This is a genomic window from Paenibacillus residui (assembly GCF_042677205.1).
GTDB classification, from domain to species: domain Bacteria; phylum Bacillota; class Bacilli; order Paenibacillales; family NBRC-103111; genus Paenibacillus_L; species Paenibacillus_L residui.
In genome coordinates, this window is sequence record NZ_JBHTIU010000076.1 from 1 (window position 1) to 25,666 (window position 25,666).

22 protein-coding genes and 5 tRNA genes are annotated in these 25,666 nt (G+C 48.0%); 6 read left to right on the top strand and 21 right to left on the bottom strand.

Going from position 1 to position 25,666, the window contains the following annotated elements; all coding sequences use genetic code 11:
- Positions 1–765: 765 nt before the first annotated feature.
- The 4 genes from ACFQ03_RS19190 to ACFQ03_RS19205 form a co-directional block, all read right to left on the bottom strand.
- On the bottom strand, positions 766–2,715 hold the full coding sequence (locus tag ACFQ03_RS19190) for a heavy metal translocating P-type ATPase (RefSeq protein WP_370451734.1): 1,950 nt from the start codon (positions 2,713–2,715) through the stop codon (positions 766–768).
- 193 nt (positions 2,716–2,908) lie between these two features.
- Positions 2,909–3,388, bottom strand: coding sequence for a hypothetical protein (locus ACFQ03_RS19195; RefSeq protein ID WP_379290223.1), 480 nt, complete (start codon positions 3,386–3,388; stop codon positions 2,909–2,911).
- Positions 3,389–3,605: 217 nt separating this feature from the next.
- Positions 3,606–4,895 carry an MFS transporter gene (locus ACFQ03_RS19200; RefSeq protein WP_379290225.1) on the bottom strand — a complete coding sequence of 430 codons (1,290 nt, stop codon included), beginning with the start codon at positions 4,893–4,895 and terminating at the stop codon, positions 3,606–3,608.
- Between the two features lie 307 nt (positions 4,896–5,202).
- The gene (locus ACFQ03_RS19205) at positions 5,203–5,916 is read right to left on the bottom strand and encodes a stalk domain-containing protein (RefSeq protein ID WP_379290227.1); all 714 of its coding nucleotides are present in this window, start codon (positions 5,914–5,916) and stop codon (positions 5,203–5,205) included.
- A gap of 361 nt (positions 5,917–6,277) precedes the next feature.
- Between ACFQ03_RS19205 and ACFQ03_RS19210 the strand changes: the two genes are divergently transcribed.
- The gene (locus ACFQ03_RS19210) at positions 6,278–7,159 is read left to right on the top strand and encodes a cation diffusion facilitator family transporter (RefSeq protein ID WP_379290229.1); all 882 of its coding nucleotides are present in this window, start codon (positions 6,278–6,280) and stop codon (positions 7,157–7,159) included.
- Positions 7,160–7,274: 115 nt separating this feature from the next.
- Here the strand turns inward: ACFQ03_RS19210 and ACFQ03_RS19215 are convergent, their stop codons facing one another.
- The 5 genes from ACFQ03_RS19215 to ACFQ03_RS19235 all read right to left on the bottom strand — a co-directional run bounded on the left by ACFQ03_RS19215 (position 7,275) and on the right by ACFQ03_RS19235 (position 13,838).
- Positions 7,275–8,462, bottom strand: a complete 1,188-nt coding sequence (locus tag ACFQ03_RS19215) for a response regulator (protein ID WP_144938002.1) — start codon at positions 8,460–8,462, stop codon at positions 7,275–7,277.
- Positions 8,437–10,353, bottom strand: a complete 1,917-nt coding sequence (locus tag ACFQ03_RS19220; RefSeq protein WP_379290232.1) for a cache domain-containing sensor histidine kinase — start codon at positions 10,351–10,353, stop codon at positions 8,437–8,439. Before ACFQ03_RS19220 ends, ACFQ03_RS19215 begins: the two co-directional genes overlap by 26 nt.
- A 190-nt stretch (positions 10,354–10,543) precedes the next feature.
- Positions 10,544–11,425, bottom strand: coding sequence for a carbohydrate ABC transporter permease (locus tag ACFQ03_RS19225; protein WP_144937996.1), 882 nt, complete (start codon positions 11,423–11,425; stop codon positions 10,544–10,546).
- 14 nt (positions 11,426–11,439) lie between these two features.
- Complete coding sequence (locus tag ACFQ03_RS19230) at positions 11,440–12,330, bottom strand: carbohydrate ABC transporter permease (protein WP_144937993.1); 891 nt, start codon at positions 12,328–12,330, stop codon at positions 11,440–11,442.
- A 158-nt stretch (positions 12,331–12,488) separates the two neighbouring features.
- A complete protein-coding gene (locus tag ACFQ03_RS19235) occupies positions 12,489–13,838 on the bottom strand; it encodes an extracellular solute-binding protein (protein WP_225312565.1) in 1,350 nt (449 codons plus the stop codon).
- Between the two features lie 231 nt (positions 13,839–14,069).
- Between ACFQ03_RS19235 and ACFQ03_RS19240 the strand changes: the two genes are divergently transcribed.
- Both ACFQ03_RS19240 and ACFQ03_RS19245 read left to right on the top strand, forming a co-directional pair.
- Complete coding sequence (locus ACFQ03_RS19240; protein WP_186328373.1) at positions 14,070–14,231, top strand: hypothetical protein; 162 nt, start codon at positions 14,070–14,072, stop codon at positions 14,229–14,231.
- Positions 14,232–14,392: 161 nt separating this feature from the next.
- Positions 14,393–14,590 (top strand): hypothetical protein, encoded by a 198-nt coding sequence (locus tag ACFQ03_RS19245; protein ID WP_144937989.1) that lies wholly within the window; start codon positions 14,393–14,395, stop codon positions 14,588–14,590.
- A 117-nt stretch (positions 14,591–14,707) separates the two neighbouring features.
- On the opposite strand, the gene ACFQ03_RS19250 is transcribed toward ACFQ03_RS19245, so the two are convergent.
- The 7 genes from ACFQ03_RS19250 to ACFQ03_RS19280 form a co-directional block, all read right to left on the bottom strand.
- Positions 14,708–15,370 carry a helix-turn-helix transcriptional regulator gene (locus ACFQ03_RS19250; RefSeq protein WP_313960589.1) on the bottom strand — a complete coding sequence of 221 codons (663 nt, stop codon included), beginning with the start codon at positions 15,368–15,370 and terminating at the stop codon, positions 14,708–14,710.
- Between the two features lie 190 nt (positions 15,371–15,560).
- Complete coding sequence (locus ACFQ03_RS19255) at positions 15,561–16,022, bottom strand: RidA family protein (RefSeq protein ID WP_144937982.1); 462 nt, start codon at positions 16,020–16,022, stop codon at positions 15,561–15,563.
- Positions 16,023–16,071: 49 nt separating this feature from the next.
- Positions 16,072–16,830, bottom strand: coding sequence for an SDR family NAD(P)-dependent oxidoreductase (locus ACFQ03_RS19260; RefSeq protein WP_379290236.1), 759 nt, complete (start codon positions 16,828–16,830; stop codon positions 16,072–16,074).
- Positions 16,827–17,744: an NAD-dependent epimerase/dehydratase family protein gene (locus ACFQ03_RS19265; RefSeq protein WP_379290238.1), complete on the bottom strand. Its 918-nt coding sequence runs from the start codon at positions 17,742–17,744 to the stop codon at positions 16,827–16,829. The genes ACFQ03_RS19260 and ACFQ03_RS19265 overlap by 4 nt, the downstream gene beginning before the upstream one ends.
- The gene (gene hydA / locus ACFQ03_RS19270) at positions 17,741–19,141 is read right to left on the bottom strand and encodes a dihydropyrimidinase (RefSeq protein WP_379290240.1); all 1,401 of its coding nucleotides are present in this window, start codon (positions 19,139–19,141) and stop codon (positions 17,741–17,743) included. Before hydA ends, ACFQ03_RS19265 begins: the two co-directional genes overlap by 4 nt.
- 2 nt (positions 19,142–19,143) lie before the next feature.
- Complete coding sequence (locus ACFQ03_RS19275) at positions 19,144–20,385, bottom strand: M20 family metallo-hydrolase (RefSeq protein ID WP_379290242.1); 1,242 nt, start codon at positions 20,383–20,385, stop codon at positions 19,144–19,146.
- A gap of 84 nt (positions 20,386–20,469) precedes the next feature.
- Positions 20,470–21,933, bottom strand: a complete 1,464-nt coding sequence (locus tag ACFQ03_RS19280) for an NCS1 family nucleobase:cation symporter-1 (protein WP_379290244.1) — start codon at positions 21,931–21,933, stop codon at positions 20,470–20,472.
- Positions 21,934–22,320: 387 nt separating this feature from the next.
- On the opposite strand from ACFQ03_RS19280, the gene ACFQ03_RS19285 reads away from it, so the two are divergent.
- From ACFQ03_RS19285 to ACFQ03_RS19295, 3 genes are all read left to right on the top strand, one after another.
- Positions 22,321–22,773: a MarR family winged helix-turn-helix transcriptional regulator gene (locus ACFQ03_RS19285; protein WP_144937976.1), complete on the top strand. Its 453-nt coding sequence runs from the start codon at positions 22,321–22,323 to the stop codon at positions 22,771–22,773.
- Between the two features lie 25 nt (positions 22,774–22,798).
- Positions 22,799–23,317 (top strand): GNAT family N-acetyltransferase, encoded by a 519-nt coding sequence (locus ACFQ03_RS19290; RefSeq protein ID WP_379290246.1) that lies wholly within the window; start codon positions 22,799–22,801, stop codon positions 23,315–23,317.
- Between the two features lie 718 nt (positions 23,318–24,035).
- Positions 24,036–24,464, top strand: a complete 429-nt coding sequence (locus ACFQ03_RS19295) for a DUF6892 domain-containing protein (RefSeq protein ID WP_144937964.1) — start codon at positions 24,036–24,038, stop codon at positions 24,462–24,464.
- 482 nt (positions 24,465–24,946) lie between these two features.
- On the opposite strand, the gene ACFQ03_RS19300 is transcribed toward ACFQ03_RS19295, so the two are convergent.
- The 5 genes from ACFQ03_RS19300 to ACFQ03_RS19320 form a co-directional block, all read right to left on the bottom strand.
- Positions 24,947–25,029 (bottom strand) — tRNA-Leu (locus ACFQ03_RS19300).
- Positions 25,030–25,069: 40 nt separating this feature from the next.
- Positions 25,070–25,145: transfer RNA gene (locus tag ACFQ03_RS19305), tRNA-Lys, on the bottom strand.
- A gap of 64 nt (positions 25,146–25,209) precedes the next feature.
- Positions 25,210–25,284, bottom strand: a tRNA-Glu gene (locus ACFQ03_RS19310).
- Positions 25,285–25,446: 162 nt separating this feature from the next.
- Positions 25,447–25,538 (bottom strand) — tRNA-Ser (locus ACFQ03_RS19315).
- Between the two features lies 1 nt (position 25,539).
- A tRNA-Asn gene (locus ACFQ03_RS19320) sits at positions 25,540–25,615 on the bottom strand.
- Positions 25,616–25,666 lie beyond the last annotated feature (51 nt).

A 25,666-nucleotide genomic window follows, 5' to 3' on the forward strand; every position in this document is an offset into this window, starting at 1 on the left:
GTCGCCTCCCTAAGAAATACAATAATATATTGTAGGGTAGGACTCCAGTTTCGTTAGGGGGCCGTGGAGATTGTGCAGGTCTTTTGGACGTTTTTGCGAAAATCCCTCCGTTTGGCCAAAAAGACATGCACTTTCGAGCGTCTTTCGCTCTATTTTGGAAAAAGGACGAGATTCTACTGCATTTTTGCTCGTCTTTAGGGCCATGCGCCTGTTTCCGCCCATACAGCGGCTGCATGGCCGAGAAAGCGAAGTCAGCCCCGGAACGAACGGGCCCGTGCTCTTGGATCAATAAAAAAAGCTCCTAACGGAGCCATCTCGAAGATGAATAACCCGGTATTAGAGGAAGCTTTTTATGCCAATTAGAAAGTTTGTTCCATTTTAATGCTTTAATGAACTTAAACTTTCTAATGTGGTAAAAAAGCACCTAACGGAGCCTATCAATACCCCACAAAGTGACGTGTGACCTTCGAAGCGTATTTCGGGTACTTTGCGGGGAACCCGGAACTGAAGATGTATAACCCGGTATAGCGGAAGCTTTCTATGCCCCATAGGAAACTTTATCCTACATCGCATTAAATTTAAATGATTCCTATATGGTAACAAAAAAGGGCGATCTCTCGCCCCTTTTTGAATGGTCCCTCAATCGCTATCCCGATTAGGACCATTAAAATGTATCTTGCCACGCAGCGCAGCAAATAGTTGCATCAACACACGGCATCGTCAGCCGGACATCAATCAACCCGCTCAAACCAACCCGGGCAAATATTAGCGAAGCAGCCTCAGGCCATTGAGAATGACCAGAATGGTGCTGCCTTCATGACCGACGACGCCAAGAGGAAGCGCGATCCCTTGCGCGAAATTCGAAAGAATCAACAGAGCAATGACGGAAATGGCAAAGACGATGTTCTGTTTAACGATTCTCCGGGTCCGGCGGCCAAGCTCGACCGCCATCGAAATTTTGTCGATGTCGTCATTCATCAGAACCAGATCGGCGGTTTCAAGCGCAGCATCGCTTCCGGCCGCTCCCATAGCAATCCCTACGGTTGCCGTAGCCAACGCCGGAGCATCGTTAACCCCGTCTCCGACCATCGTCACTTTGCCGTATTTCTCCTTCAGTTCCTTGATTCGTGTCACTTTATCTTCCGGCAGCAATTCCGCAAAGACGAGATCGATCCCCGCTTCATCGGCGATCGCTTGAGCCGTTCTCCGCTGATCTCCTGTCAGCATGGCCACCGTAATGCCCAGCTTCCGCAGGCGGGCGATCGCCTGCTTGGCTTGCGGACGGATCCGGTCCTGAAGAGCCAATACCCCTGCTACTCCTTGTGAGTTCTGGACAATGGTGACCGTCTTGCCTTCATTCGCCCATTTCTCTACGATGGCTTCAATTTCTTCATTCATCCATTCTTTATCGGTGAAGGACGGCTTGCCGATTTTCCAGGTATCCCCGCGGTAATCCGCCTGAACTCCCCAGCCGGTCAGAGCCTTGAGCCCCGAAGCCCGCCCGATGCTCAATTGCTTCTCCTTTGCCTTGTCAACAATGGCTTTCGCCAGAGGATGCTCGGACAAGCTTTCGATGGAAGCTGCGATTTCAAACAACTCCTCCTCACTCATCCCTTGATAGGCCACCCAATCCGTAACCGCCGGCTGCCCGTAGGTGAGCGTCCCCGTCTTATCGAAGGCTACGACACTTGTTTGGGCAATGTTCTCTAAATGAGCTCCTCCCTTGAACAGAACGCCCTTCCGCGCACTATTGGATACGGCTGACAGCACGGCCGGCATAATCGACGCGACCAAAGCGCAAGGGGAAGCAACGACCAGAAACACCATCGCCTTATAGAAAGTAGCCTCCCAATTCCAGCCAAGCAGGAATGGCGGTATGGCAATTAACAATAGCGTAACTAATATAATGACCCTGGCATAAATCCGCTCGAACCGTTCTATGAAAAGCTGGGAGGCCGGTTTTTCGCTTTGTGCTTCCTGCACCAGCTTAATGATTTTGGCGAATAAGGTAGACTCGCTCGGCTTGGAAACTTCAACGAACAGCGCTCCATGGCCATTCAGCGTACCTGCGAACACTTCATCCCCGGGCTCTTTATCGATCGGGATCGACTCCCCGGTAATCGAAGCCTGATCCACGGCAGAGCTCCCTTCGCGAATCAGCCCGTCGGCGGGAATTCTCTCCCCCGGTTTAACCAGAACCAGATCGCCCACCGCCAATTGCTCGATCGGCACCTCTGTTTCCTTGCCATCCTTATAGAGAAGAGCCGTTTCCGGCTTTAAGTCCATGAGAGAAGAAATATCTTTGCTGCTCTTCTGCATTGTATAAGTTTCCAAGGCGCCGCTTAAGGAAAAAATAAAGATCAGCACGGCCCCTTCCGTCCAGTAGCCTATACTGGCCGCCCCGATGGCGGCAAGGATCATTAACAGATTGACGTCGAGATCCCTCTCGGCAATCAGGGTATGAAGACCTTCCTTCGCTTTGACAAATCCTCCTACAACGAATGCCAGCAGATACAAGCCAATAGAGACGGGCTCCGACACATACCCCATTCCCCAGGCTGCTGCGATCAGAATTCCGCTCGCCAGGGCCGCTATGCCTTCTCCATATTTACTCATCCAATCATTTCCTCTACCTTCATAGTCATCCTTACTATTGCAGCCTTTAGATTCACGGATCGATTCTTTTGCCGTTTGCAGAGAAGTACTCATGATCATAGCCCTCCTTATCTCAATGAGAATGATTACCATTTTTAACCCCCTAAAAACGACACATGCCGCTCCTTATACGGGAGCAGCATGCTACAAAACAAATTCAGGGCGTTATAAAATTAAATTGATTACTTGTTTATAATCATTATAATTTATTTTGGAGGACTTGTAAATTATAGTTTGTTCTAAATCAAAATAATTATTCGCGTCCGAAAGTCCGCTCCAACTGGCGAACCAGCTCGGCGGAAGCCTTCATAAGCTGCTCTACTCCCACAGTCATCTCCTGGATATGGTCCAAATGATCATGGATGAGATGATACAGGTCATTGGGTGTTGACGCCCTCTGGGGTAGTTCGGTGTCTCTGATTCTCCGGTATGTCTGCTCGTTCCAATCTCCCCCGGTTTTGGCCGGCGCAACCGCCCTGTCATAGGAATAGACGTCCCTTTCTTTCCTGGCCATCCGAATAACCCCGGATTTTGCCGTCCTGCCTTCTTGCCTTCCGGCTTTCCGGTTTCCCTTATCTCTTATCTCCTCTGATGGAATGAGCCATTCCTCATTCAGCTCGACAGGGGCCCTCTTAGCTCTGTTCCGGGCATTCTTCTTCCAATTAACCAGATCAATAGCTTCCAAGGTGCGAAGAGATTCGTTAACCCTTAAGCCAAGCTTTCTGCGAAACATCGTTCTTCCCTCCCGCCAAATCATCGCTTTTGATGTATTAGATGAGAAGAGCGGGGTTGTCTGCGGATAGCATCCGCCTAAATTGCCGGATCGGCCGATAAAATAGGCGCCGGCTTTTCCGTTGGACGTCATGTCTGTCCTTGGAAAGATAACAAAGAGGGTGTCCCTAGTCATCCATCCGATAACCTGGAGTACACCCTCTTAAGCTAATACCTTGTTAAGGCTCCATCATTTCGCCCATTGGCTTCACGGCGGAAGCCTCCGAATCGGAACCATTTCCGGCCGTCCCCGGCTTGTATGAAGAGCCTAGAAGCGGAGAAATGACGATGACCCCTATCACGAACAAAACCGCGGCGACTGTGAACATCCCTACGAGCGTGACTAACGGCTTAAGCACCCCGGACACCATCATCGTTACGACCATGGATCCCATGAAGAGAGGATTCAATATTCCATTCACCCGGCCTACGAAAGAGGATTCGGTGCTTTGCAGAATGAGCGTGCTGATTCCTATCTGAATCGCGGGCATGACCAGGCCACTGAGCAGCTGCCCGCCGAGTGTCAGCCATAGGTTGGTTGAGAAACCGACGATCAGCATTCCGACGGCACTGACCACCATACCGAAAGCCAGCAATCGCTGAGGGGCGATCTTGCGTGCAAATACCATAGCCAGACCGCCTCCAACAATCATCCCGATTCCGTTCGCCATCATGAGCCACTGCAGGTTTTCCTTATCTAACCCCAGTCTCTCGGTTACCAGAAAGACGGCCAGCGGCTGGATTAATCCGATAGCCAGACCGGCCAGCATGAAACAGCCTCCCAGCAGCGTCAGGGAGCGGCTTTGGAGCACATACCGGAAGCCCTGGGCCATTTCCTCACGAACTGTGGTCGAAATCTCTTTCTTTTCCTCCTGCCTATCCGCCGGGAGCAAGGTGAGAGCTGCCGCAGATAAGAGGAAGGCGACACCCATGATTAGAATGGCGACGTTGATTCCATACGATTGATAGACAAACGTCCCGAGAACAGGCCCCAGAATCATAAAAAGGGCGAACATCGTCTGATACAATGACATCCCCATTTGCATCAATTCCTCCGGGACATGGAGCTTGAACAGCTTCATTCCGGAAGGCTGGGAAAACTGGGACAATATAGCCGAGATCAACGTGGCAAAAAAGACAGCGTGCCAAGTTGCAAACATTAACGTGAGCAGCACGACGAAGACCGACACTGCACTGAGCAAATCGCACCAGATCATCGTCCGCTTGGGACGCCATCGGTCGGCGAAAGTCCCGCCGATAAACGAAAAAACGAAAATAGGCACAAATTCGGCCACATAAATCATGGATATCGCGAACGGATCCTCGTTGGTCATCTCCATGACAAAAAGCAATATCGCGTAATTACGAACCCATATTCCAATCTGAAGGAGCAATCCGGACAACAGGATGGCCTGAACAAACCGGTTGCGGAATAACCCCATTGGAGAAGGGTGGGATACGGTGGACATGTATTTATTCGCTCCTTCTATTCGGAAATCAAATTAACCCTTTTTACATTACATGGATTTTCCGTCCTACGCAATCGTTTTTTTCGTTATATTTAATCTTTCCCCCTAGAAAATATTGAAAACTATTCTTCCTATTCTTCCAATGCTTCCATAAAAAATTTTTAGATTGAACCATCCATTCCAAATGCAGCGCATTATCAGGATGGCTCAAGTCGCGAAAACAAAAAAACCTCTTCATCCTGACGGATTTCGAGGTTCTTCTTATGGAAATACTTCAACATCCCTTGGAGAACGGCATCCCCGACATCTATTTCAATTCAAATTCCACGCTCGTTTCGTCTCCCACCCTGTCGGATTGGTTATTATAAGGCTCTGAAATATAATAGGTCAGATTGGTAACCTCCTCCAGGTTGCTCTCTACCCGAAACACAATATTGCCCTTCTTCAGAACCTCTCCCCTAAACTCCCCTCCTACAGGATCGGAATGGTAGATACCGGTCTCAATCTGCTCCTTCGTATTGAGCACCAGCTTTCCTTGATGGGGACTCCAGTTCACTGTCTCACCGGATGTATTCTCAACCTCTACTTTAAAGACCACGGCATTAACCGGTTTGGAATATGGAGTGCTTCGGTAAGCCGGGTCCAACGTTATTTGCGTAATGGTCATTTTCATCGGTCCGCTCACGATGGTTTCATTGACATTGAAGCTCTTCAAAGCGCTAGGGGAGCTGCCTTCATTCAGAAGGACTTTGTTAGCCTCTCCGTCCCAAGCCACGGACAGCCCTAACGATTCGGCGACGGATCGAACGGGGAGATAAGTATTGCCGTCATAAGTGATCGGGTAGAGAGTTCCCCCCTGCTCATCTTTAAATTGCAGGGAACGGCCATTTAATTCTATCTGGATGCCTTTATTCAATGAGGCTTTAACCTCTTCCAGGCTGGTGGCGGCCCATGCGCCTATAGACATAGAAGCTGCGACAACAAGTGACATCATTGCGGTAAACATGAGCTTTCTTCTCACTGTTAACACTCCTCGCCATGGGAAAATGTTCCTAATTATTGTATCATAATCGGCGGCACGTTCAAACTCATCCTATTCAGCCGCTATTATCGCAAACTTCCATGCAATCTTACTTAAACAACAGAGAGAACACCGAAACAGCGTCCTCTCTTATTCATATATTTTGACTATACGATCTAAAAGTCTTATTATCCCGGACCTATAAGAACGGCCTGATTTGTTAGCTGCGTTCAACAATTTATAGTTGATCCTATTTATTGGATACCCCCCAACACTGTTTCTATAGACCCACCCGAACTTCATCGGATAAGATATTAAGAGAAGATCGTTAACGAAACGAATGAATAAAGGAATGATTGATTTGAAAGCAACCAGAGCCGCCAGCTTGTCCATAATCAGTAATTTTTTTGTCGTCACGCTCAAGCTGATCGTCGGTGTGTTAACGGGATCCGTGGCTGTCATTTCCGAAGCCATCCATTCCTCGCTGGATTTGATGGCGTCGGTTATCGCCTTTTTCTCCGTTCGCATTTCCTCCAAGCCTCCGGATAAGGATCATCCTTACGGACATGGCAAATTTGAGAATGTTTCGGGAACGATCGAAACGCTGCTCATCTTCGTGGCAGGAATCTGGATTATTTATGAATCCGTACAGAAGCTGCTGCACCCCGAGCCGATTCGTCTGCCCATTCTAGGTGTTACCGCTATGCTGATAGGTGCAGGAATAAACTTGATTGTGGGGCGCATCGTCAAGAACGTAGGGGAGAAAACGCAATCCGTAGCCATGCGTTCCAATGCCCTGCATCTCCTGACCGATGTTTACTCTTCCTTAGGGGTAGCTCTCAGCTTGCTGCTGGTCAGCCTGACCGATTTCTATCTGCTCGATCCGCTGATCGGGATAGCGATAGCCGTTTATATTATGAAAGAAGCTTTCTCGCTGGGGAAGGAATCCTTCCTGCCGTTGTTGGATACGCGTCTGTCCAAGGAGGAAGAGAAGCTCGTGCGAGAAATTATTGATTCTTACAAAGAGGAATTCATCGAGTACCACGCGCTGAGAACGAGAAGGTCCGGTCCCGAGGAGCATATCGATTTCCATCTCGTCGTGCCTTCCGATACAGATATTGTGACGGCCCACGATCTCTGCGACCGGATAGAGAGCGATCTGCAGAAGGTTCTACATGCTCCTAAAGTGTTTATTCACCTAGAGCCGGAGCATGAGCGGCTGACTCATCGTCCGGCTAGGTGAGGACAAGAATGCTGGAAGCAAAACGGTTACACCGCAACTGAAACTCGCAGGTTTTCTCCTATATACGGACATATCGTTTAGATCTCGTCACGTTTCAGCGATACTACCGTGTTCGCTAGAATATCCCCTTTCCATTCCCGCTAATGCAGGCTTGACGGTATTCCGACGGACTGGCCCCATACTTCTTGCGAAACAAGGTCGCAAAATAGCGGACATCCTGATACCCGATCCGCTCTGCGATATCCGCAAGCCTCAATCGAGGGTTCAGCAGGAGCTGTCTGGCCTGCTCCATACGTAATTGAATGACATACTCCTTATAATTTTGTCCTGTTTTCTGCTTGAACAACTGGCTGAAGTAGACCGGATTAAGGTAAACGATGGAGGCTACCTTCTCCAGCGACAGATCCTCCTGATAATGAGAACGGATATAATGAAGCGCCACCTCCACGGCACGTTCCCCGCCTTCTGCGTAATGCTCATAACCTTGAATTGTGGAAAACTGTCTCATCCGCCGGACTTTTTCCGCCACTTTAGTAAAATGGTCTACCCGCTCCGAATGCATCATTTGGAAAGGAAGGCGGAGATACTGTTTCAGATGGGCTCGCAGTTCGTTCAATAACCCGCCGAGCCTGCTCTCTTCTTCCAACGTAATCAACCCCAGCAAGCTCTTATTGTCCAGCAGTGTTACGAACCCGTGCCCGTATCTATCAATCAGCTCGCTCAGCACATTTTCGACGATGAAATTTTCCAATTGGACATTCCTGTCGCTTTCCATCTTGACCAGAATGAGGTGGAAGAATGGATGGTTTTCCATAAACCGTCCCAAATCAAACCGGCCGGTATCCAACCCCAGAGCCACCCTCTGAAAAATAGCCTCCCGTAAATATTTGCGGCCGCTCTTCCACCATTCCGCATCCTCGGCCAGCTCCGTTTCCCGCGCAATTTCCTCTTTTAACCTGCCTATCCTTTCGATCAGCGCCTCTTTGCCTATCGGCTTAAGCAAGTAATCCTTGGCTCCGAGCCGGACGGCTTCCTGCGCGTAGGCAAACTCGGAGTATGCCGAAATCACGATCCACTTAATATGCGGATGGCGCTTCCTTGACACTTTCATCAACTCCAGACCGGTCATCCCCGGCATCAAGATGTCGGTGAGTACAATGTGGATATAATGATTGCGCAGCAAAGCGGTTGCCTCCTCCGGGTTGGCGGCGAGGAACGTGCGGCAGTGGGGAAAGTGATTTCGCAGCGTTCTCCGAATACCTTCGCGAATGACATGTTCATCGTCGACAATCAACAAGTTCATGATCATCATCCTCCTCTATGGCAGGCAACGGCATCACGACAATGACTGTCGTCCCAGACCCGATGATGCTGTTTATTCTGAGACCGTAGGCTTCCCCGAACATCAGCGCAATTCTGCGGTGAACATTGGGCAGCCCGATTCCTTTCCGCGAGCCTTTGCCCTCTTCTGCAGTCGGGGTGGCCTCGGCTTTCCACTGATCCGCGCCCTCCGCCGTAGTTTTCGAACCGATAAGCTCTACTTCCCGCCTGTCCTCGGATATTCTGGAACCGATGCCATATAGCGACGCACGCAGAGCATGGAGAGCCGTTTCCTCTATGCCGATGCCATTATCTTCGATTACAACAAGAAGCTCGCGCTCTGTTGTTTGGGTATAAACACGAAGCTTCCCCGGCCGATCCACCGGCTCCAGTCCGGATTTCACGGCATTTTCAATAATCGGTTGAATGGTCATCTTCGGCAGCGGGACATCCAGCCACCGGCGGTCTACATCGATCTCGGCATGGACTCTTCCTTCCAATCTGCTTTCGATGATGGTCATATAATGGCGCATCTGATCCAGCTCCTGACGCAAGGTCGTCCGCGAGGCCTCCTGCCAGTCACTGCTGTACCGGAACATATGGGAAAGCGCAAGAATGACCCGCCCCAGCCGGTCATTCTCCCGTTCATCCAGCATCCAATAAATCATATCGAGCGTGTTGTATAGAAAATGCGGATTAACCTGAGATTGCAGCGCTTGCAGCTCGGCATTCTTCTCACTGATGGAAGCTAGCGTAATCCGCTCAATCAATTCGTCCATCCGTCGAACAATTCGATTGAACGAGGAGACCAGACTGTTGATTTCCTCAAAGGAACGAACATTGACCGCGCCTCTGAAATTCCCCCTCTCCACCTGCCGCATTTGACGAATCAACAGCTTGAGAGGAGAGGAAATATTCCGCGAAATCAAAGTAGCAAGCGCAATGGACAGAAGGACAAGCAGCACACTGACGATAATCAGATACTTTCTTGTCTTGATGATCTCCGCATGAATATCCGCCTCCGGAGTCAGTCCGAACACAGTCCATTCCGCGTGGTCAACCTGGGCGGCGGCAACTAATTCCCCTTCACGGTTCTCGACAACGGCACCATGACTCGTCGGACGCGGCAATCCGCTGGAGGTGGGAGCCTGCACGCGGTTCCATTCCGTGGAAGCCACCACCTTGTCTTCCTTATCCACAATGTAGACCCGGCTGTTCGGACTAATAGTGACATTGGAGAGCGCTTCGAGGATCGGCCTCGGATCCGTTTCGATGAGGAGAACTCCGATCGTCTGATAGGTCGACAGATCGTACAGCTTCCGGCCGAATGCAAAAACAGCCCCATCCCCCGAAGAGTCAAATACCGGGCCTTCGTATAATCCCATCCAGACGGCCTCCCCGGAGGATTGCTCCAGCTTCTTGAACCAATCCGTCTCCACATATTCGACATCATCCGTCGCCCCAGGAAAACGATTTTCATAAGTATAAATTTTGCCTTTATCCGTAATGATATGAATTCCTATAATGTCCTTGCGAGAGTAGAACACTGCACCCATAATGTTTTGGATCATCCGTTCCACATTAACGCCGGCCACCGGATCCTTTTCCTTCTCCCTCTCCTGCAGAAGGCGAAGCAGTTCATAGTTGCTATTCAACGATTTCGTCACACTGATGTATCCCTCAAGAAGCAGATCAAACAGGCCGGCCGTCTGAGAAATATTTTTCTCCGCCATATCGCTTATTTTCTCATGAATTAAGTCCGTAGTGCTGCGATAATAAAGATAACTGCCGAGCATGAGAAGAACCATCATGGAAGAGAGAAACAGCAGAAACAACCGACCGCGAATGGAATGGATTCCGCGCCCACGCGCCATCTTCAAGCCCTCTCCTTTAATAACCCGACCTGCTCCCATCTTATCACCCAACCGTCAAGGAGTCTGTCGAACGGAGGAAGCACTCTTCCAGTCCGAGAAAGTTCGACTTCCGGTCGCCGGTCGCCGGTCGCCTTCATAACGGTGATGCTCCGGTACTTCGGGACATTTGGAACGGACTCCTTGGCAAGCGCTAGCCTTTGACGGCGCCCGCCACCATTCCTTTAGTAATTTTGTCCGCAAGCAGAAAATAGATCAGGATCACCGGCAGGGCCCCAAGAACTAGAAAAGCGCCGATAGCTCCATAATTGACCGAATATTGGCTGACGAAGCTGTTTACACCGAACGGCAATGTCTTCAATTTCTCCGAGGAGATAAAGGTTGCGGCCATAATATATTCATTCCAAATATTAATAAAGGAAAGAATACAGACCGTCATCATAGGAGGAACGGATATCGGTAAAGTGATGCTGCGAAAAATGCGAAACACCCCGGCACCATCCACAACGGCCGACTCTTCCAGTTCCATGGGGACAGACTTCATAAAGCTGCTCAGAATAAATACCGAAATCGGGGTCTGAAAAGCGACATACGGCAAAATCAGGGATAAATGCGTATTCAATATCCCCATAGTTTTAAAAAGGATCATAAGCGGCAGTAAAGTCGCCTGCATCGGGATCATCATCCCAACCAGAAACAATAGAAGGACGGCTTGCCCGTACCGCCACTTAAATCGGGCAATGGCAAACGCGACCAGCGAGCTAAACAGCAGCACAATCAGCATCGTCACGGAGGTAACGATCAGACTGTTGAGCAAATATTTGAAGTAATGGCCCGATTCCACCGCATTCACATAATTGATCCACTGCGGGGAAGCCGGCAAGGAGAAGAAGCTTCCGGACAAGATCTCTTCGTTGGTTTTGAACGAATAAATAAACAACCATAGAAGCGGATACAATTGCGTAACAAACAGCACGGACAAGAGAACGAGAACAGCAGCCTTCGGCAGTGACACCCGCTTCTTCCCCGAAGGTCTAACCGGTTGTGAAGAAAGAGCAGGAACGGTGGCGCTCATGAACAGCCTCCTCTCTAGGTATATTTTTTCTCCAGCCGGTTGAAGGCCATATTAATAATCATCGTAGCCAGCAGGCAGAGGACGACCAGGAACGCGGCAATCGCGCTGCCGTACCCGTATTTCATCGATAAAAAAGACATGTTATACATATAGGTGGAAATCACTTCGGTAGCATGCGCCGGTCCTCCTCCGGTCATCACCATGACCATGTCGAACGCTTGCAGCGATCCGATAAAGGCCAGCACGACGGATATTTTAAAAATAGGAATGTTCATGGGCAAAGTGATATGCCAATCGGCTTTCAGTCCATCTGCGCCATCGATTTTGGCCGCTTCATAAATGTCGGAAGGAATATTCTGAATCCCGGTAAATTGGATCAGGACATGGTATCCCAAATATTGCCATAGGGCGACAAAATATAGCGAATACATAGCGATGGCGGGGTCCGTCAGCCAGGAACGGGTCCAACCGCTTAACTGAAGCCAATCCAGCACCTGATTCAGCATTCCTCCCATGGAAGCGGGGTTGTAGATCGTTTTCCATAACTGGCCCACCACAACGACCGACAAGATCACCGGCAAAAAGTAGCTGGATACGAGGAAATTCGGCTTTCGGACAAAACGGTTCAGCAAAATGGCCACAAATAATGCGAATGGAATTTCGGCCATGGAGAAGAACGCAAACATTAACGTTCTGCGCACGGACGGCCAGAACACCGGATCGTGGAAGAGCAGCCTCTCAAAATTGTTCAGTCCGACGAAGGTCGATTCTCCTATTCCGTTCCAATCGAGTAGTCCGCTGTAGAAGGAGACCAGAATCGGCACGAATACGACTCCGACATAAAGCAGCACGCTCGGCAGTATGAAGGCCGCTATTTTCCACGCAGAGACTCTTAGCACATTCAACGTAATTCTCCTCCTGTCCATGATTGGGGCAAAGGATTGAAAGCGGGCCCCAACCCTTATGCTGCCTCGATGTGAAATAACCCCTCATGCGCAGCTTACGAGTTTTATTATTATGAAAAAGGAATTTATTCCCCTTCCGTACCGAGGTACCCGCTTGTTTATTGGTTGCTTTCAAATGCAGTTTGATGCTCCTTCGCAACCTCCGCCGCATCCTTCTTCTGAACAAAAAGATTCTGGATGCTGGTTAGATGGGCTTGTGCCGTCCCGGGATTCATCGTATTGTCGAAAGCCAGATCGCCGCCCTTCACATCCTTGAAGAAGGAGAGGATTTCCATCGCCATTTCCGAGTAACCGGCTTCCTTGTAATCGCCGTCCACTTTCTGTCCAATCCCGACCGCACCTTTCGCTTTGAAGGACTCTATCGGAAAATTCAGCATAAAGTAGTTTAGAAAATCCTTCGTCTCCTCCAAATGCTTGCTATTGGCGGATATGGCAAAAGCACTGCCCGGGGCCAGCATAAATTCGTCCGGATCTCCGTTTCCATTAATCGTAGGGAATTTGAAGACGCCGACTTTCCCGTTAACCGAGGAGGTTTCGATCCCGCCGGTGGCCCAACTGCCCATGTAATACATCGCGGCTTTGCCGGTTTTGAACAGATTCTCTCCCGCATTGTAGTCGAAGGACGTTACCCCTTCCTGGAAAGCCCCCGCTTGAACAAGCTCCTGGAAGCTGTCGACCGCCTCGATAAAGGCCGGGTCCTCGAACGTTTTCCTGCCGTCCAGTACATCCTGCAGGAAGCCGGGCCCGTCGTTTGTACGAAGAAGCATATTCATGAACAGGAAGGAGCCGGTCCAGGTATCCTTCTCTCCGATGACCATCGGCTGTATGCCTTTTGCCTTGAGTGTGGTAACGACCTCGAGCATTTCTTCGAAGGTGGTCGGCACTTGAACGCCGCCCTGCTCGAACAGTTCCTTGTTATAATAGACCACGCCGATATTATTGCCATCGGGCAGCGCATATAAGTTATTGTCGAAGGTGTACCAGTCCAGAAGGCCATCCTGGAACGTTTCCTTCAGACCGTTCTTCTCCACCATATCATTTAATGGCGCAAATAATCCCGCATCAACGAACGGTTTCATTTGAGCTGCCGGATTGACAACCGTAATGTCGGGCACCTCCTTGGAAGCAGCCTGGGTCTTCAGCTTAAGCTTCTGCTGATCGGTATTCAACGAATCGAGCTCGATCTTCACGTTAGGATGATCGGCCTCATACTGCGCAACGATCTTCTTCATAATGCCATGCTTCGGGTCAGTCGGATCGGGGAAAATATTCTGAAAGGTGATCTGGATTTTCTCTTTCGGGTCGTTCTTGCTGCCTTCATTGGAATTGGCCGGCGGATTCGATCCCTGACCGTTATCGGAACCCTGGTTCCCCGAATTGCCGCCACAGGCGCCCAAAGACAACGCCAGCACTCCGATCAACGCAATTTTTCCAAGTTTAATGCCCACTTAGCACATCCCCCTTAATTTAATGGTACCTCCATTATCGCTTTGGGTTGGCAGCCCTTACAACAGATGAACTTCAGGATTGAGGTTTGCTTTCTTAAGAAGAAAGTGCCGAGGGGAGTAGTCGAAATCCGGAAAATTACGTCCTCTCGAAGCAGCGATCCATACGATGGGATGATTTTTCTAAAACCTGCCATACTAAGCTTAACATTATCTTAAAGGAGCCCCGATGGAATGAAAAATAAGAAGAAGCGCAATGAGGAAACCGGGCCGACTCTTGCACCTGGCATGAATATGCATGATGAAATGGAAGAAGAGGCAAGCGAACGGGAAATAGAACAAGGCGAATCGACTTCCGTTACCCGCCTGTATCTGGATCGAACCCCCGAGGATTAACAATTCCTGGACCAACTCAAACAGATAAGCCAGGCATTAAAGAGGCTCCCCGAAAAGTTATGGGGAGCCTTAGATGTTTTGGAACCTGATGGATGGCGGAACGTAATGTAAACTATAGCATTCTTCAATAAATAATGACGAAAATGACTGGAGGGGTACTTATGAGATATAAAGTCAACAATACGCCTATCCTCTGTCCCTGCTGCCGGAACGATACCTTCGACAAAGATTATCGGCAGCTAAACTCGAGGGGGGCCACCTTCTTCGGAATCGATTGGGCTAACCGAAATGCGGCTATTCTCGTCTGCACAAGATGCTCATATATTTCTTGGTTTATGTCTGATCCTTCCAGAGACTGAACCGTGTGTGATGACATTTCCCAAATGTAATTCTATACAGATTGGAACCGCAGCGTCAGCATCGAATGATCCGGCGTTTGCGGTTTTTGCTGTTCTGCTTATCCTTCATTCTAACCGTTAGAACAACTTTGTCGGATTAGACTTTCTTTGCTGTTCTCCCCGGATGGTATCCAAATAGTTATAGAGCGTAAACTTGGATATATCCAAAAACTGGCATACTTTATCGCCGGACTTCTTGATCAGGAAGGCTCCCTTCTGATCGAGGAATTCCACAGCCCTCTGCTTATCTTCCTTGGTCATGTGCGAAACGGCTTTGCCAATTTCATTCTGGCATTCCTGCAGCAGAAAATCAAGAAGCTCATTTACATCATTAACAAACGTTTCTTTCACTTCATTTTCGAAGCTGTGCATCGTAATGGACTTAATCGTTTGCTCAGCCATCAGAAACTCGGAGATGTCCAAATTAATACATAGGGCTCCGATCGTTTCATTTTCCTTGTTTTTCAAATAGATAGAAGTAGATCTTAAAATCCTCCCGTCCTTCGTCTGCGTAATATAATTGTATTTGTCCCCATCCTCCACCGTTCCACGCAGCACTTCAAGACCGAGGTTGCTCCCGCAATCACCGACCTTTCTCCCGGTAACATGCCCGTTTTCAATAACTGCGATCGTGCTTTCATATCCGTCCGTCAAGTCGTGAAAAACAACCTCGCACTTTTCCCCGAAATGTTTGGTGATGGCTTTGGCAATCGAGGAAAATAACTCTATTTCATTTTTCATGCTTTCCAATTTCATCCCGTCCCATACAAAAATTTTTTTATTCTTAATTATTTTTTATTCTAACACAAGATTAGCCGGCAGTCATTCATCCCTCTTCATAAAAAAAGCCGGTAACTACCCGATCGTCTAGCCCAAGACACGATCATCTGCAGTTCCGGCTTCGTTCCAATTTAATACCGATAAAACGTTCCTATTCGCTAATTTCCACTATCATTTCGATCTCTACAGGCGCCCCTCCAGGCAAGGAGGAGACCCCGATCGCAGCTCTGGCATGTTTGGGAGCCTCGTCAAAAAGCCTGTTCAACAATTCGGACGACGCATTGATCACTTCCGGGTGTTTCGTGAAATCCGGAGAAGACGCCACATAGCCGTTCAATTTCACAACCCGTTTGACTTTCGCCAGATCTCCCGTCGCCTGCTTCAGTGCGGCCAATAAATTTAATGTACAGACGACCGCCGATTCCTTGGCTTGTTCAATGCTCACATCTGCGCCGACAATTCCTTTGTAAGCCATCGAACCGTCAACCGAAGGCGTCTGGCCCGACAAGAAAATTAAATTCCCCACCGTCGAGAAAGCGGCGAACGGAGCATCTTTCGCCTTCTTTACTGGCAGCTGCAGCCCCATGTCGATAAGCTTTTGTTCAATATTCATAGTTCTTAGTCTCCTTTAGTTAATTGATTTCTTCATTATAACTCTCTGTTTACAGCATGACATCGCCGCTATTGGGCCCAAGTGTTTGACCGGTATAAATATTTCCATCCGGATCGGAAGCGAGGAAGATAGCTGTAGGAACAACTTCCTCCACTTGCCCGAATCGCGGCAGGGCAAGTTCGGATTTTTTCTGCCGTTTCCACTCCTCATCTACTGTGGCCATCAACTGGGTCTCAATTGGACCGGGCGCGATGCAGTTGGCCGTTATTCCATACGAACCGAGCTCCAGAGCGATCGACTTCGTAAAGGCGATGACCCCCGCCTTAGCAGCGGCGTAATGAGCATGCTTCACCCCGCCTTTCTGACCTAATTGGGAGGCTATGTTAATGATTCTCCCTGATTTTTGTCGGATCATATAAGGCACGGTATATCTTGTTGTCAGGAACACGCTTCTTAAATTCACATCGATCATTCTATCCCAAGTTTCAACGGACATGTCTTGAATAAGGCTGGTAGTCGAGATTCCCGCATTGTTTAACAAAATATCTATCCGGCCAAATTCATCCATCGTAGCCCGGACCAACCGTTCCGCTACCTCTTCTTGCGAAATATCTCCTTCCGTAAGAATGACCTTGACTCCATAGCTCTGCAGTTCTTGCGCGAATTTCTCCATTTCAGCCCGGTCCTGGCCGTAGTAATTAAGCGACAGATTGGCGCCCTCTCTCGCGAAACCTTCAGGAAATCCCCTGCCCATTCCCAATCCCGGTCCGGCCCCGGTAATGATTGCCGTTTTATTCTTCAATCTCATGCTTGATCCTCCTGCTCCCGTTGTTTTTCCAGCCATGATGCATACTGCCTTATACCGGCTTCGATATCAATATCCGGCTTCCAATTGAAATCCTCTCTCGCTCTATCTATCTTGAGTGCACCCAGGCTGTCGTAACCTAAATCTCCGGGGCCGACCTGTAGAATACAGTCCGGATATAGAGATTTCACGATGCCGACTATGGTCGAAAAGCGGATCTCTTTCCCTGCCCCTATGTTATATTCCGTGTACTTCCAGTTATCTGTCAACAAAGCGCAACCGATCGCTCTAACCATATCCTCAATATATATAAAGTCCAGCCTTTGGTCGGACCCATTATTCCAAATTGTAGGTATCCCATGTATAGCGTTATACAATAAAGTTCTAATTGGACAGTCCATCTGCCGTCCAGGTCCATAGACAAAGGATGCCCGCAATGAAACGGAAGGTATGCCATAATTTCGTACGATCTCTTCGCAAGCGACCTTGGAAGCCCCGTATGGGTGTTCACCGTGAAGCCTCTCCTCTTCACCGACTAGTTCCGCGCTAGTATTGCCGTATACACCAGCGGAGCTCATATGAACGAATTTTTCGACATGGTTCAGCCGTGCAGCCTCCAAGACGGTTAATGTTCCTGTCACGTTCACACGGTATATTTTATACGGATTGTCCGGGTACAGCTTCGGATGTGAAATGCCTGCATTATGGAAAACCTTGGTTACCCGAAACTCCTTCATGATTTGACATAACGTGCCGAGCTCCGTTACATCTCCCTCTACATAGTGACAGCCGTCCAACCGCTGGCTCGGACCCGGTATGGAAGGGCTGTAGCTGACGACACGGTGCCCCATGCCGCACAGATAACTAACGATATGTGTACCGATGAATCCGGATCCGCCCACCACTAGTATAGTCATTTTATCATTCCCCGTTTCAAGGCATCCGATGGGCTGATTTTCTGACGATGCAGATACTGTCCGCGGCCCGGCTTCCCAACGAACAAGCCGTTACTGACCAGCTCTTCCCCCCGGGAGAATACTCGCTCTGTGGCCCCTTGCAATTCCATTCCTTCGTAAACGTTATAGTCCGTTCCTTGCTGCTGCGTTCTATGAGATATTACCTTGGACCGGGCCGGATCTACAATGGTAATATCTGCATCGCTTCCTACGGCAATCGTGCCTTTCTTGGGATACAGCCCAAAAATACGGGCGGGATTAGTACTGGTGATTTCGACAAATTTCGATAAGGACACCCTCTGTTCGTAAACACCATAATGATATAAGAGTGGAAACGTAGTTTCAATTCCCGGGAGGCCGTTCGGAATTTGTGCGAAATTATTTCTGCCTCGCGTCTTGCCTCCTTCGAATGGAATGGAGGCATGATCCGATCCTATCGTGTGGATGTTCCCGGAGGCGATTCCTTCCCATAATTTGTCCTGATTCCATTTCTCCCGCAATGGAGGGGAGCATACGTATTTGCCCCCTTCGAAATCGGGCAGCTCCAGATAGGATTGATCAAGCACCAAATAATGCGGACAGGTTTCGGCGTAGACATGCCCGCCGCGTTCAACCGCTTGCCCGACTTCATTCATGGCATCGGCGCAGCTGACATGTACGATATATACCGGAGCCTTGGCAGTTTCCGCTATGCGCAAGGCCCGATTGACAGCTTCCGCTTCCAACGTTTCCGGACGGGTCAACGCATGATAGATCGGAGCCAACCGGCCTTGAGCGACCGCCTCTTCGACCAATTCGTCAATCACATCCCCGTTCTCGGCGTGAACACAGGTCAATATTCCGGATTCCCCCGCTTTTTTCATTAATCGATACATCTGCAGGTCATTCACCATATTGGTTTCCTTGTAAGCCATAAATAACTTGATGGACGTGACGCCTTCCTTGTCCGCCAATAGAGGAAGCTCCTCTAATACCCGCTCGTTGCATTCATTAATGATGCTGTGAAACCCGTAATCGATGCAGGATGGCATTGCCTTCTCCTTCCATACCCGCAAAGTTTCCAACAGGGACTGGCCTCGGACCGGATCGACATAATTAATGATAGTTGTAATTCCACCCATAGCGGCCGCGCGCGTCCCCGATTCGAAATCATCGACGGTATCCGGTATGCCCAGATGCGTATGAACATCAATCCCTCCGGGCAGAACATATCGGCCTTCCGCTTCAATGATCCGGTCGCCATCCTCTATCTTCAAATTTTTACCCAGTCCGGTGATAATCCCGTCCTCCATTAACACATCGGCCTGATACAGGTCTCTTGATGTGACGATCGTTCCGTTACGTATAATAGTTCTCAAGATTAGACCTCCTCGGCATTCAAATAATGAAGAGCTACCCGCGACAAAAGCTCCGTTCCCAGGGTAATGTCTTCCATAGAAGCATATTCTCTCGGATTATGACTTCCGCCGGTAGAACGGACGAATATCATCCCCATGTCCGCAAGCTCGGCCATTAATTGCGCGTCATGTCCTGCTCCGCTCGGCATTTCCAGATAACTCAAGCTCATTCTCTCGCTTTCCCGCTTCATGACCTCGATGATCTCTTGGCTGCACAGTGCCGGATTTGCTTTCAGTTTAGTATCGAAACTAACCGTCAGACCCCTCCTTCCCGCAACCGATTCGGCGTGATTCCGAATGCGCTGCAGGATGCTTTCGCGTCTCTCTACATCGAGATCCCGCACATCCGTCGTCATCACCACCCGGCCGGGGACGATGTTTACTTGACCGGGAAACACTTCCATCGTTCCTACCGTCCCTACCGCTGGCGAACCGTAGGATAGACAAATCTCCTCGATCCCGGTCGCTATTTCACAGGCCCCCAGCAGGGCGTCATGCCGCATGCCCATCGGTGTGGCTCCGACGTGATTCGGCTTCCCCTCGACGATGATTTCCGTTAAGGACAAACCTGTAATCCCGGTCACTATTCCAACGGGAATTCCCTTCTGTTCCAGAACCGGCCCTTGCTCGATGTGCATTTCGAGATAGAGCGCCATCTCACCCTTACGCCGGATCGCTTTCGTAAATAATTCATCGGGATTAAGACCGAAGTCCGCTAACGCCTGGCGTCGTGAAATTCCGTTAGCGTCGCGAATTTCCAAATCGGCCGGGGTTATTTTTCCGGTCATCGCTCTGCTTCCAAATATGCCGCCGGATTGAAACCGCGAACCTTCTTCTTCACAGAATGCGATAACTTCCACGGGCCGTGTGATGCTGATATTCTCTTCGGCAATATGTTGGACGACCTCAATTCCACCAATGACGCCGATGGTCCCGTCGAACTTGCCTCCGTTGCCTACCGAATCGATATGGGACCCCATAACGACCGGACGGGCTTGCGGATTCGTTCCTTCCTTGCGCCCGATCAAATTGCCGGCGGCATCCACCCGCACCGACATTCCGGCCTGTTCCATCCATGAACGGACCAACTGATGGGCCTTTCTGTCTTCATCGGTTAAGGCAAGCCGTGTTACTCCGCCCTCTTCGGTCATTCCGATTCGGGCCAGGCTGTTGATTCTGTCTTCAAGACGCTGTGAACTTATCATAGTATGGTTTCCTCCCTTGTTTACTCATGATGCTATTCCTAACGGACCTTCGCGGTTAGCGCGGAGACCGGCCACTTTTTAATATCAAGAAGCGGCATCGATGCGCTCGGCTTGATCCGGGCTTTTGGCAATGGATGATCTCATAAGCACGTAATAAATGACCCCGCCGAATCCGACACCCAAGAACCAATTGTAGCTGTACAGATAATCCAAGGACGGAAAAATAAGTCCCAGGAACGCAACCAACACACCGATGGCCATGGCGATGAGTGCGCGGATATTCCATCCCTGACGATAAGCATATAGGCCATCTCTCACATAAAAGGCGTCAACATTGTAATTCTGCCTGCGAATAAGGTAGAAATCTACGAGCATGATTCCCGTGACCGGCCCCATTGTGGCTCCGATCGCCCCCATCACTTCACCGATCGAGTCGAAGCTGTCGTACCACAGCCATGGCGCGGACAGCGCACCGATGATAATCGCAATCAAACAGGATCTCCGGAAGTTAAGTTTGGCCGGGTACAGATTTGTCATATCGTAGCCAACCGATACACCGTTGGTTGCAACGTTAACAGAAGCGGTAGAGATCAGAACCGAGAACGCCCCCAGAAGCACAATGAAAGGATGATCGAACTTGAGAAGAAGATCTATCGGATTCGTTATGGCCCCCCCGTAAGCGATTACAGTTCCTGACGCAACCAGTATGCTCATAAGTGAGAAGATCAGAAACATCAATGGCAGCCCAATCCCCTGACCGATAATGTGATCCTTCTGGCTGCGCGAAAACCGGGTCAAATCCGAAATGTTCAGAACCAGTGTCGCTACGGTACCAAGCAGTGCGGATATAGATAAAAAGAACGTTCCCCAGAATTCTCCCCCCGAAATAGTGGCAGGTGCAGAAACAAGGGGCTTAATCCCATGTGCCGCATCAACAGCCCATATGACGAGACCGACAGCAAGAATCATGATCAGGGGACCGGCCCACAGCTCGAACTTGCGAACTCTTTCCATGCCATGGTTGATAACGTAAGCGTGAAGAAGCCAGCAGATGACAAATGCTATAAAGTTGTTCAGGTCCATACCTACAATCTGATAGTCACCCAGTGACTTCCAGCCCGGAAACGCTACGCTTAATACGGCTCCGACGGCCTTACTTCCGATATACATATGGACACCGAACCAGAATATGGCCAGCAATGCGCGGAGAAATACCGGAACCTGCGCTCCTTTATAACCGAAAGCGGAGCGAATAAGCACGGGGAATGGCAATCCGAACTCGGCTCCCGGAACGCTGTTTAGTAGAATTGCGATAAATGCTACGCCGTAAGCGATTGCAACAACGGCGAAAGACTGCCAGAAGCTGAACCCTATCTTGACGAGGTTAGCCGCAACCTCCCAAGCCACAATGTTATGAACAATTCCCATCCAGACCGCGGAGTAGCTCCACCAGTTCCAGTTACGCTTCGATGGCGGTGTCGGGGCCAGGTCTTCATTGACTAATGTAGGATCCCACCGATTTCCTGCCTGCTTGTTCACTTCGTTCATAATTTCCGTTTCACTCCCTTGATGTGTTAAAAGTTTTGGAGATAAGCAAGCAGGATGGCTTGCTTGATTCCAGCCCGGGTAAAGCTGCAGCAAGTTGACTTTATATATAACCATTACCCGGTCGCTTTACAGAACTATCGATTAGATTTTATTCGTCACCTCCCATAAAAATTTTTAGATAGCATTAAAATTATTTTTAATAATAAATTGGATTCTTTACGATGTCAATCCTAAATTATTAATCCGCTATCGGCTTACGACGAGTTGTCCATCAACGGAGCTTGACATCATCATCGTTTTTTGTTGCAAATGCAACAAATTTCAGGTAAATTCAATGTACGCATTTTTATTGCATTTGCAACAATAACGCAGACTAAGGAGTTAATTATGAAGGATATTCTCCGTGAAATAGGAATGATTGCAAGGGCACTAGATTCTATAAGCAATATAGAATTTAAAGAGTGTGACCTTACAAGAGGGCAGTATTTGTACCTGGTCCGAATATGTGAACAATCGGGAATCATTCAAGAAAAGTTAGCCGAGATGATAAAGGTAGATCGAACAACAGCAGCCCGTGCTATAAAAAAACTTGAAATTAACGGCTTTATTGAAAAGAAAGAAGATACACATAACAAAAAAATTAAAAAACTTTTTCCAACAGAGAAAGGGAAAAATGTTTACCCTTTTATAAAAAGAGAGAATGATTATTCCAACACCGTTGCATTACAGGGATTTTCCGAAAGAGAAGCAGAAACCATTCTCCGTCTTCTTCAAAGAGTAAGAAAAAATATAGGAAAAGACTGGGAATTTGTTAAAAAGGGAAACAAGAGAAATTATTGATTATACAAAGGGGCGAAATATTTAAATGACCATAACTATAAAAAAGTGTACCCTCGAAGATTTACGCAAGCTTCAAGAAATTAGCTATGAAACATTTAACGAAGCCTTTAAGCACCAGAACTCACCCGAAAATATGAAGGCCTATTTGGAAAGGGCATTTAACTTAAAGCAATTAGAAAAGGAATTATCCAATCGTTTTTCGCAATTCTTTTTTATTTATTCGAATAATGAAGTCGCTGGATATTTAAAGGTCAACACGGATGATGCTCAATCTGAAAAAATGGGTGATGAAACCCTTGAAATCGAGAGAATTTATGTAAAGAAGAAATTTCAAAAACTCGGGCTTGGTCAATATTTGCTTAATAAAGCTATGGAAATTGCGGCGAAACATAATAAAAAGACAATCTGGCTAGGCGTATGGGAAAGAAATGAAAATGCTATTGCTTTTTATAAGAAAATGGGGTTTGTTCAAACCGGAGCCCACTCTTTTTATATGGGGGATGAAGAACAACTGGATTTTATAATGACCAAAACACTCATATAAAGTGAATTGAAAGGTATAGTTCGATTAAGGCGGGGTTTTTGTTTATACTTTTCTCGCTATTAATCTTTGGATAAGGCAGTAGAACAAGCAGATTAATTGTTACCGGCATAGAATAATATTATCTTTTTGGAAGGGAGAAGAAGCCTATGCGTTGTCCTCAATGTCCGACAAGGACAGTAGTCGATCCACCTGTAAGAGTATTTGAAAATGTGTTTCACCCTCAGATCGTACAAGTCATTCAGCCAGTCGAGATTATAAGAAAACATCATTGTGTACCTATCCCCCACCGTATCGTTAAGCCAATATTTAGGGACGAATTTTGCACAGTATCCAGTCGTAGGTCGAAGAGAAAAAGATGATCAAAAAGAACTGCCCCGCTCAGCCAGACGGCCCAGCGGGGCTTTTTTTGCCAAATGTGACCGATTGGGGATTGTGGAGAAATTCCCCTCAGATTAAGTAGGCTACCACAGTTCTACCACGAATTGGATGCATCTGCTAAAATAATAAATAATCTGGAAGCTGTTTATGATCGGTTGCCCAATATAAGAGTGCTAAGCCTGAATGACGAAGGAATTAGATTTGAAGCCGATGTATTCGAACAGGGAATTAGGATGTGGTTACTAAGTCAAGGCACGCAGATTGAGGTGTTGATTATGCTCAAATGCTGAAAGAACGAAAAACTATGTTAGCAAGTGTGAAATAAGAATGGAGATGGAAAATGGGAAAGCATGTTGATCTTACGGGTATGTTTCAAGATTTTAATTTTAAATTGGTGGTCATTGATGCGTTGCTTGATCTAGATCCGAAATTTAGACAGGAGCTTGAACAATTAAAGGAGATATATACAGAAAAGTATGAATGGTATGCGGATGATTCTGGCCCTATCGACGAACTGTTACAGTACTTCTCAGCCCTGGAACTTGAAAAGGAGGATTTGGATAAAGTCACGGAGCTGTGTTTGGATGGAGGAAATGAAATATACCATCTCATTCAGCCTGATTGGGATGGTGAGGATGATTTTTTTGATATTACACATGTCGGTGGCTTTGAGCACTTAATCAACCTGAAATCTATTACATATATCAGCATGTGTGACGTTGAAATTTTAAATCCAATGAAAGAAAAAGGCATCGCCATTTTCATTTAGACCCCTATGCCGCTGACCGCGGCACCATCAGATGATGAAAATGGATGGATTTTCAAGGTAGAATAGAGTTGAATGGCTTCAATAGTGTGAAATTTGAAAACTTAATGGATTTCATACAGTTAGATTTCTATATTCGGAAGAAATATGGAAAATAACTGGAAAATCTACAGTTAGTTTGCGCCAAAACAGCCGTTTCGCCCAAAGTTGCCCATTTTAACTGTAGTTTATCCAGTTAGTTTGATCATTTTCGCCCATTCGCTTGAATCTACCTGTACAAAATACAGTTAGACGTACCGCTCCGCTTGCAACGATGCCTGCAGACGGTAAAATAGACGGATTTTCAAGGTAGTTGGAAAAAGCCTATATAAGCGGGTTTGAAATGGCACCAAGTAAAGACTGACATATTTGATACAAAAAAATTTATATATAGAAAAAACAAAAAGCCCTTATACATTAAGGGCTTTCGGTGCTTTTACTTTCTATGCGGTCGAGAGGACTCGAACCTCCACGGGCGTACGCCCACTACCCCCTCAAGATAGCGTGTCTGCCATTCCACCACGACCGCGTATGTGATTATATTACCACGAATTGCCAATGAGAAGCAATGGTGAGCCATGGAGGACTCGAACCTCCGACACCCTGATTAAAAGTCAGGTGCTCTACCGACTGAGCTAATGGCTCTCATGCAGTTCTATGTCCGTTAGCCCAGTGCAGTTGCAAATCAGTGACAAACGGAAAAGATAAATGGTGACCCGTACGGGATTCGAACCCGTGTTACCGCCGTGAAAGGGCGGTGTCTTAACCACTTGACCAACGGGCCAAAGCTTGATTACTTTAAGTGTGCTCCTTAAAGCGACAAGAGTTATTATAACGGATATTCATACCTTTGACAAGCTTTTTTTCATATAATTTATTTTGGATTTTAATGCCATCATCAACTAAACAAAAAAGACCGCATACCGCGGTCCCGGTCGCTTATGTATGGCGGAGAGAGAGGGATTCGAACCCTCGCACCGCTTACGCAGTCTAACCCCTTAGCAGAGGGTCCCCTTATAGCCACTTGGGTATCTCTCCATGGCTCCCCGAACAGGACTCGAACCTGTGACAACTCGGTTAACAGCCGAGTGCTCTACCAACTGAGCTATCAGGGAATGTAAAGCGACATCTTTAAATTTATCATGAAGTTTCCATTTAGTCAAGTC

Coding starts and splice junctions, on each gene's coding strand:
- ACFQ03_RS19190 (WP_370451734.1), bottom strand. CDS start 2,715: ATGATCATGAGTACTTCTCTGCAAACGGCAAAAGAATCGATCCGTGAA.
- ACFQ03_RS19195 (WP_379290223.1), bottom strand. CDS start 3,388: ATGTTTCGCAGAAAGCTTGGCTTAAGGGTTAACGAATCTCTTCGCACC.
- ACFQ03_RS19200 (WP_379290225.1), bottom strand. CDS start 4,895: ATGTCCACCGTATCCCACCCTTCTCCAATGGGGTTATTCCGCAACCGG.
- ACFQ03_RS19215 (WP_144938002.1), bottom strand. CDS start 8,462: ATGAACTTGTTGATTGTCGACGATGAACATGTCATTCGCGAAGGTATT.
- ACFQ03_RS19220 (WP_379290232.1), bottom strand. CDS start 10,353: ATGGCGCGTGGGCGCGGAATCCATTCCATTCGCGGTCGGTTGTTTCTG.
- ACFQ03_RS19225 (WP_144937996.1), bottom strand. CDS start 11,425: ATGAGCGCCACCGTTCCTGCTCTTTCTTCACAACCGGTTAGACCTTCG.
- ACFQ03_RS19240 (WP_186328373.1), top strand. CDS start 14,070: ATGAAAAATAAGAAGAAGCGCAATGAGGAAACCGGGCCGACTCTTGCA.
- ACFQ03_RS19245 (WP_144937989.1), top strand. CDS start 14,393: ATGAGATATAAAGTCAACAATACGCCTATCCTCTGTCCCTGCTGCCGG.
- ACFQ03_RS19250 (WP_313960589.1), bottom strand. CDS start 15,370: ATGAAAAATGAAATAGAGTTATTTTCCTCGATTGCCAAAGCCATCACC.
- ACFQ03_RS19255 (WP_144937982.1), bottom strand. CDS start 16,022: ATGAATATTGAACAAAAGCTTATCGACATGGGGCTGCAGCTGCCAGTA.
- ACFQ03_RS19260 (WP_379290236.1), bottom strand. CDS start 16,830: ATGAGATTGAAGAATAAAACGGCAATCATTACCGGGGCCGGACCGGGA.
- ACFQ03_RS19265 (WP_379290238.1), bottom strand. CDS start 17,744: ATGACTATACTAGTGGTGGGCGGATCCGGATTCATCGGTACACATATC.
- ACFQ03_RS19275 (WP_379290242.1), bottom strand. CDS start 20,385: ATGATAAGTTCACAGCGTCTTGAAGACAGAATCAACAGCCTGGCCCGA.
- ACFQ03_RS19280 (WP_379290244.1), bottom strand. CDS start 21,933: ATGAACGAAGTGAACAAGCAGGCAGGAAATCGGTGGGATCCTACATTA.
- ACFQ03_RS19285 (WP_144937976.1), top strand. CDS start 22,321: ATGAAGGATATTCTCCGTGAAATAGGAATGATTGCAAGGGCACTAGAT.
- ACFQ03_RS19290 (WP_379290246.1), top strand. CDS start 22,799: ATGACCATAACTATAAAAAAGTGTACCCTCGAAGATTTACGCAAGCTT.
- ACFQ03_RS19295 (WP_144937964.1), top strand. CDS start 24,036: ATGGGAAAGCATGTTGATCTTACGGGTATGTTTCAAGATTTTAATTTT.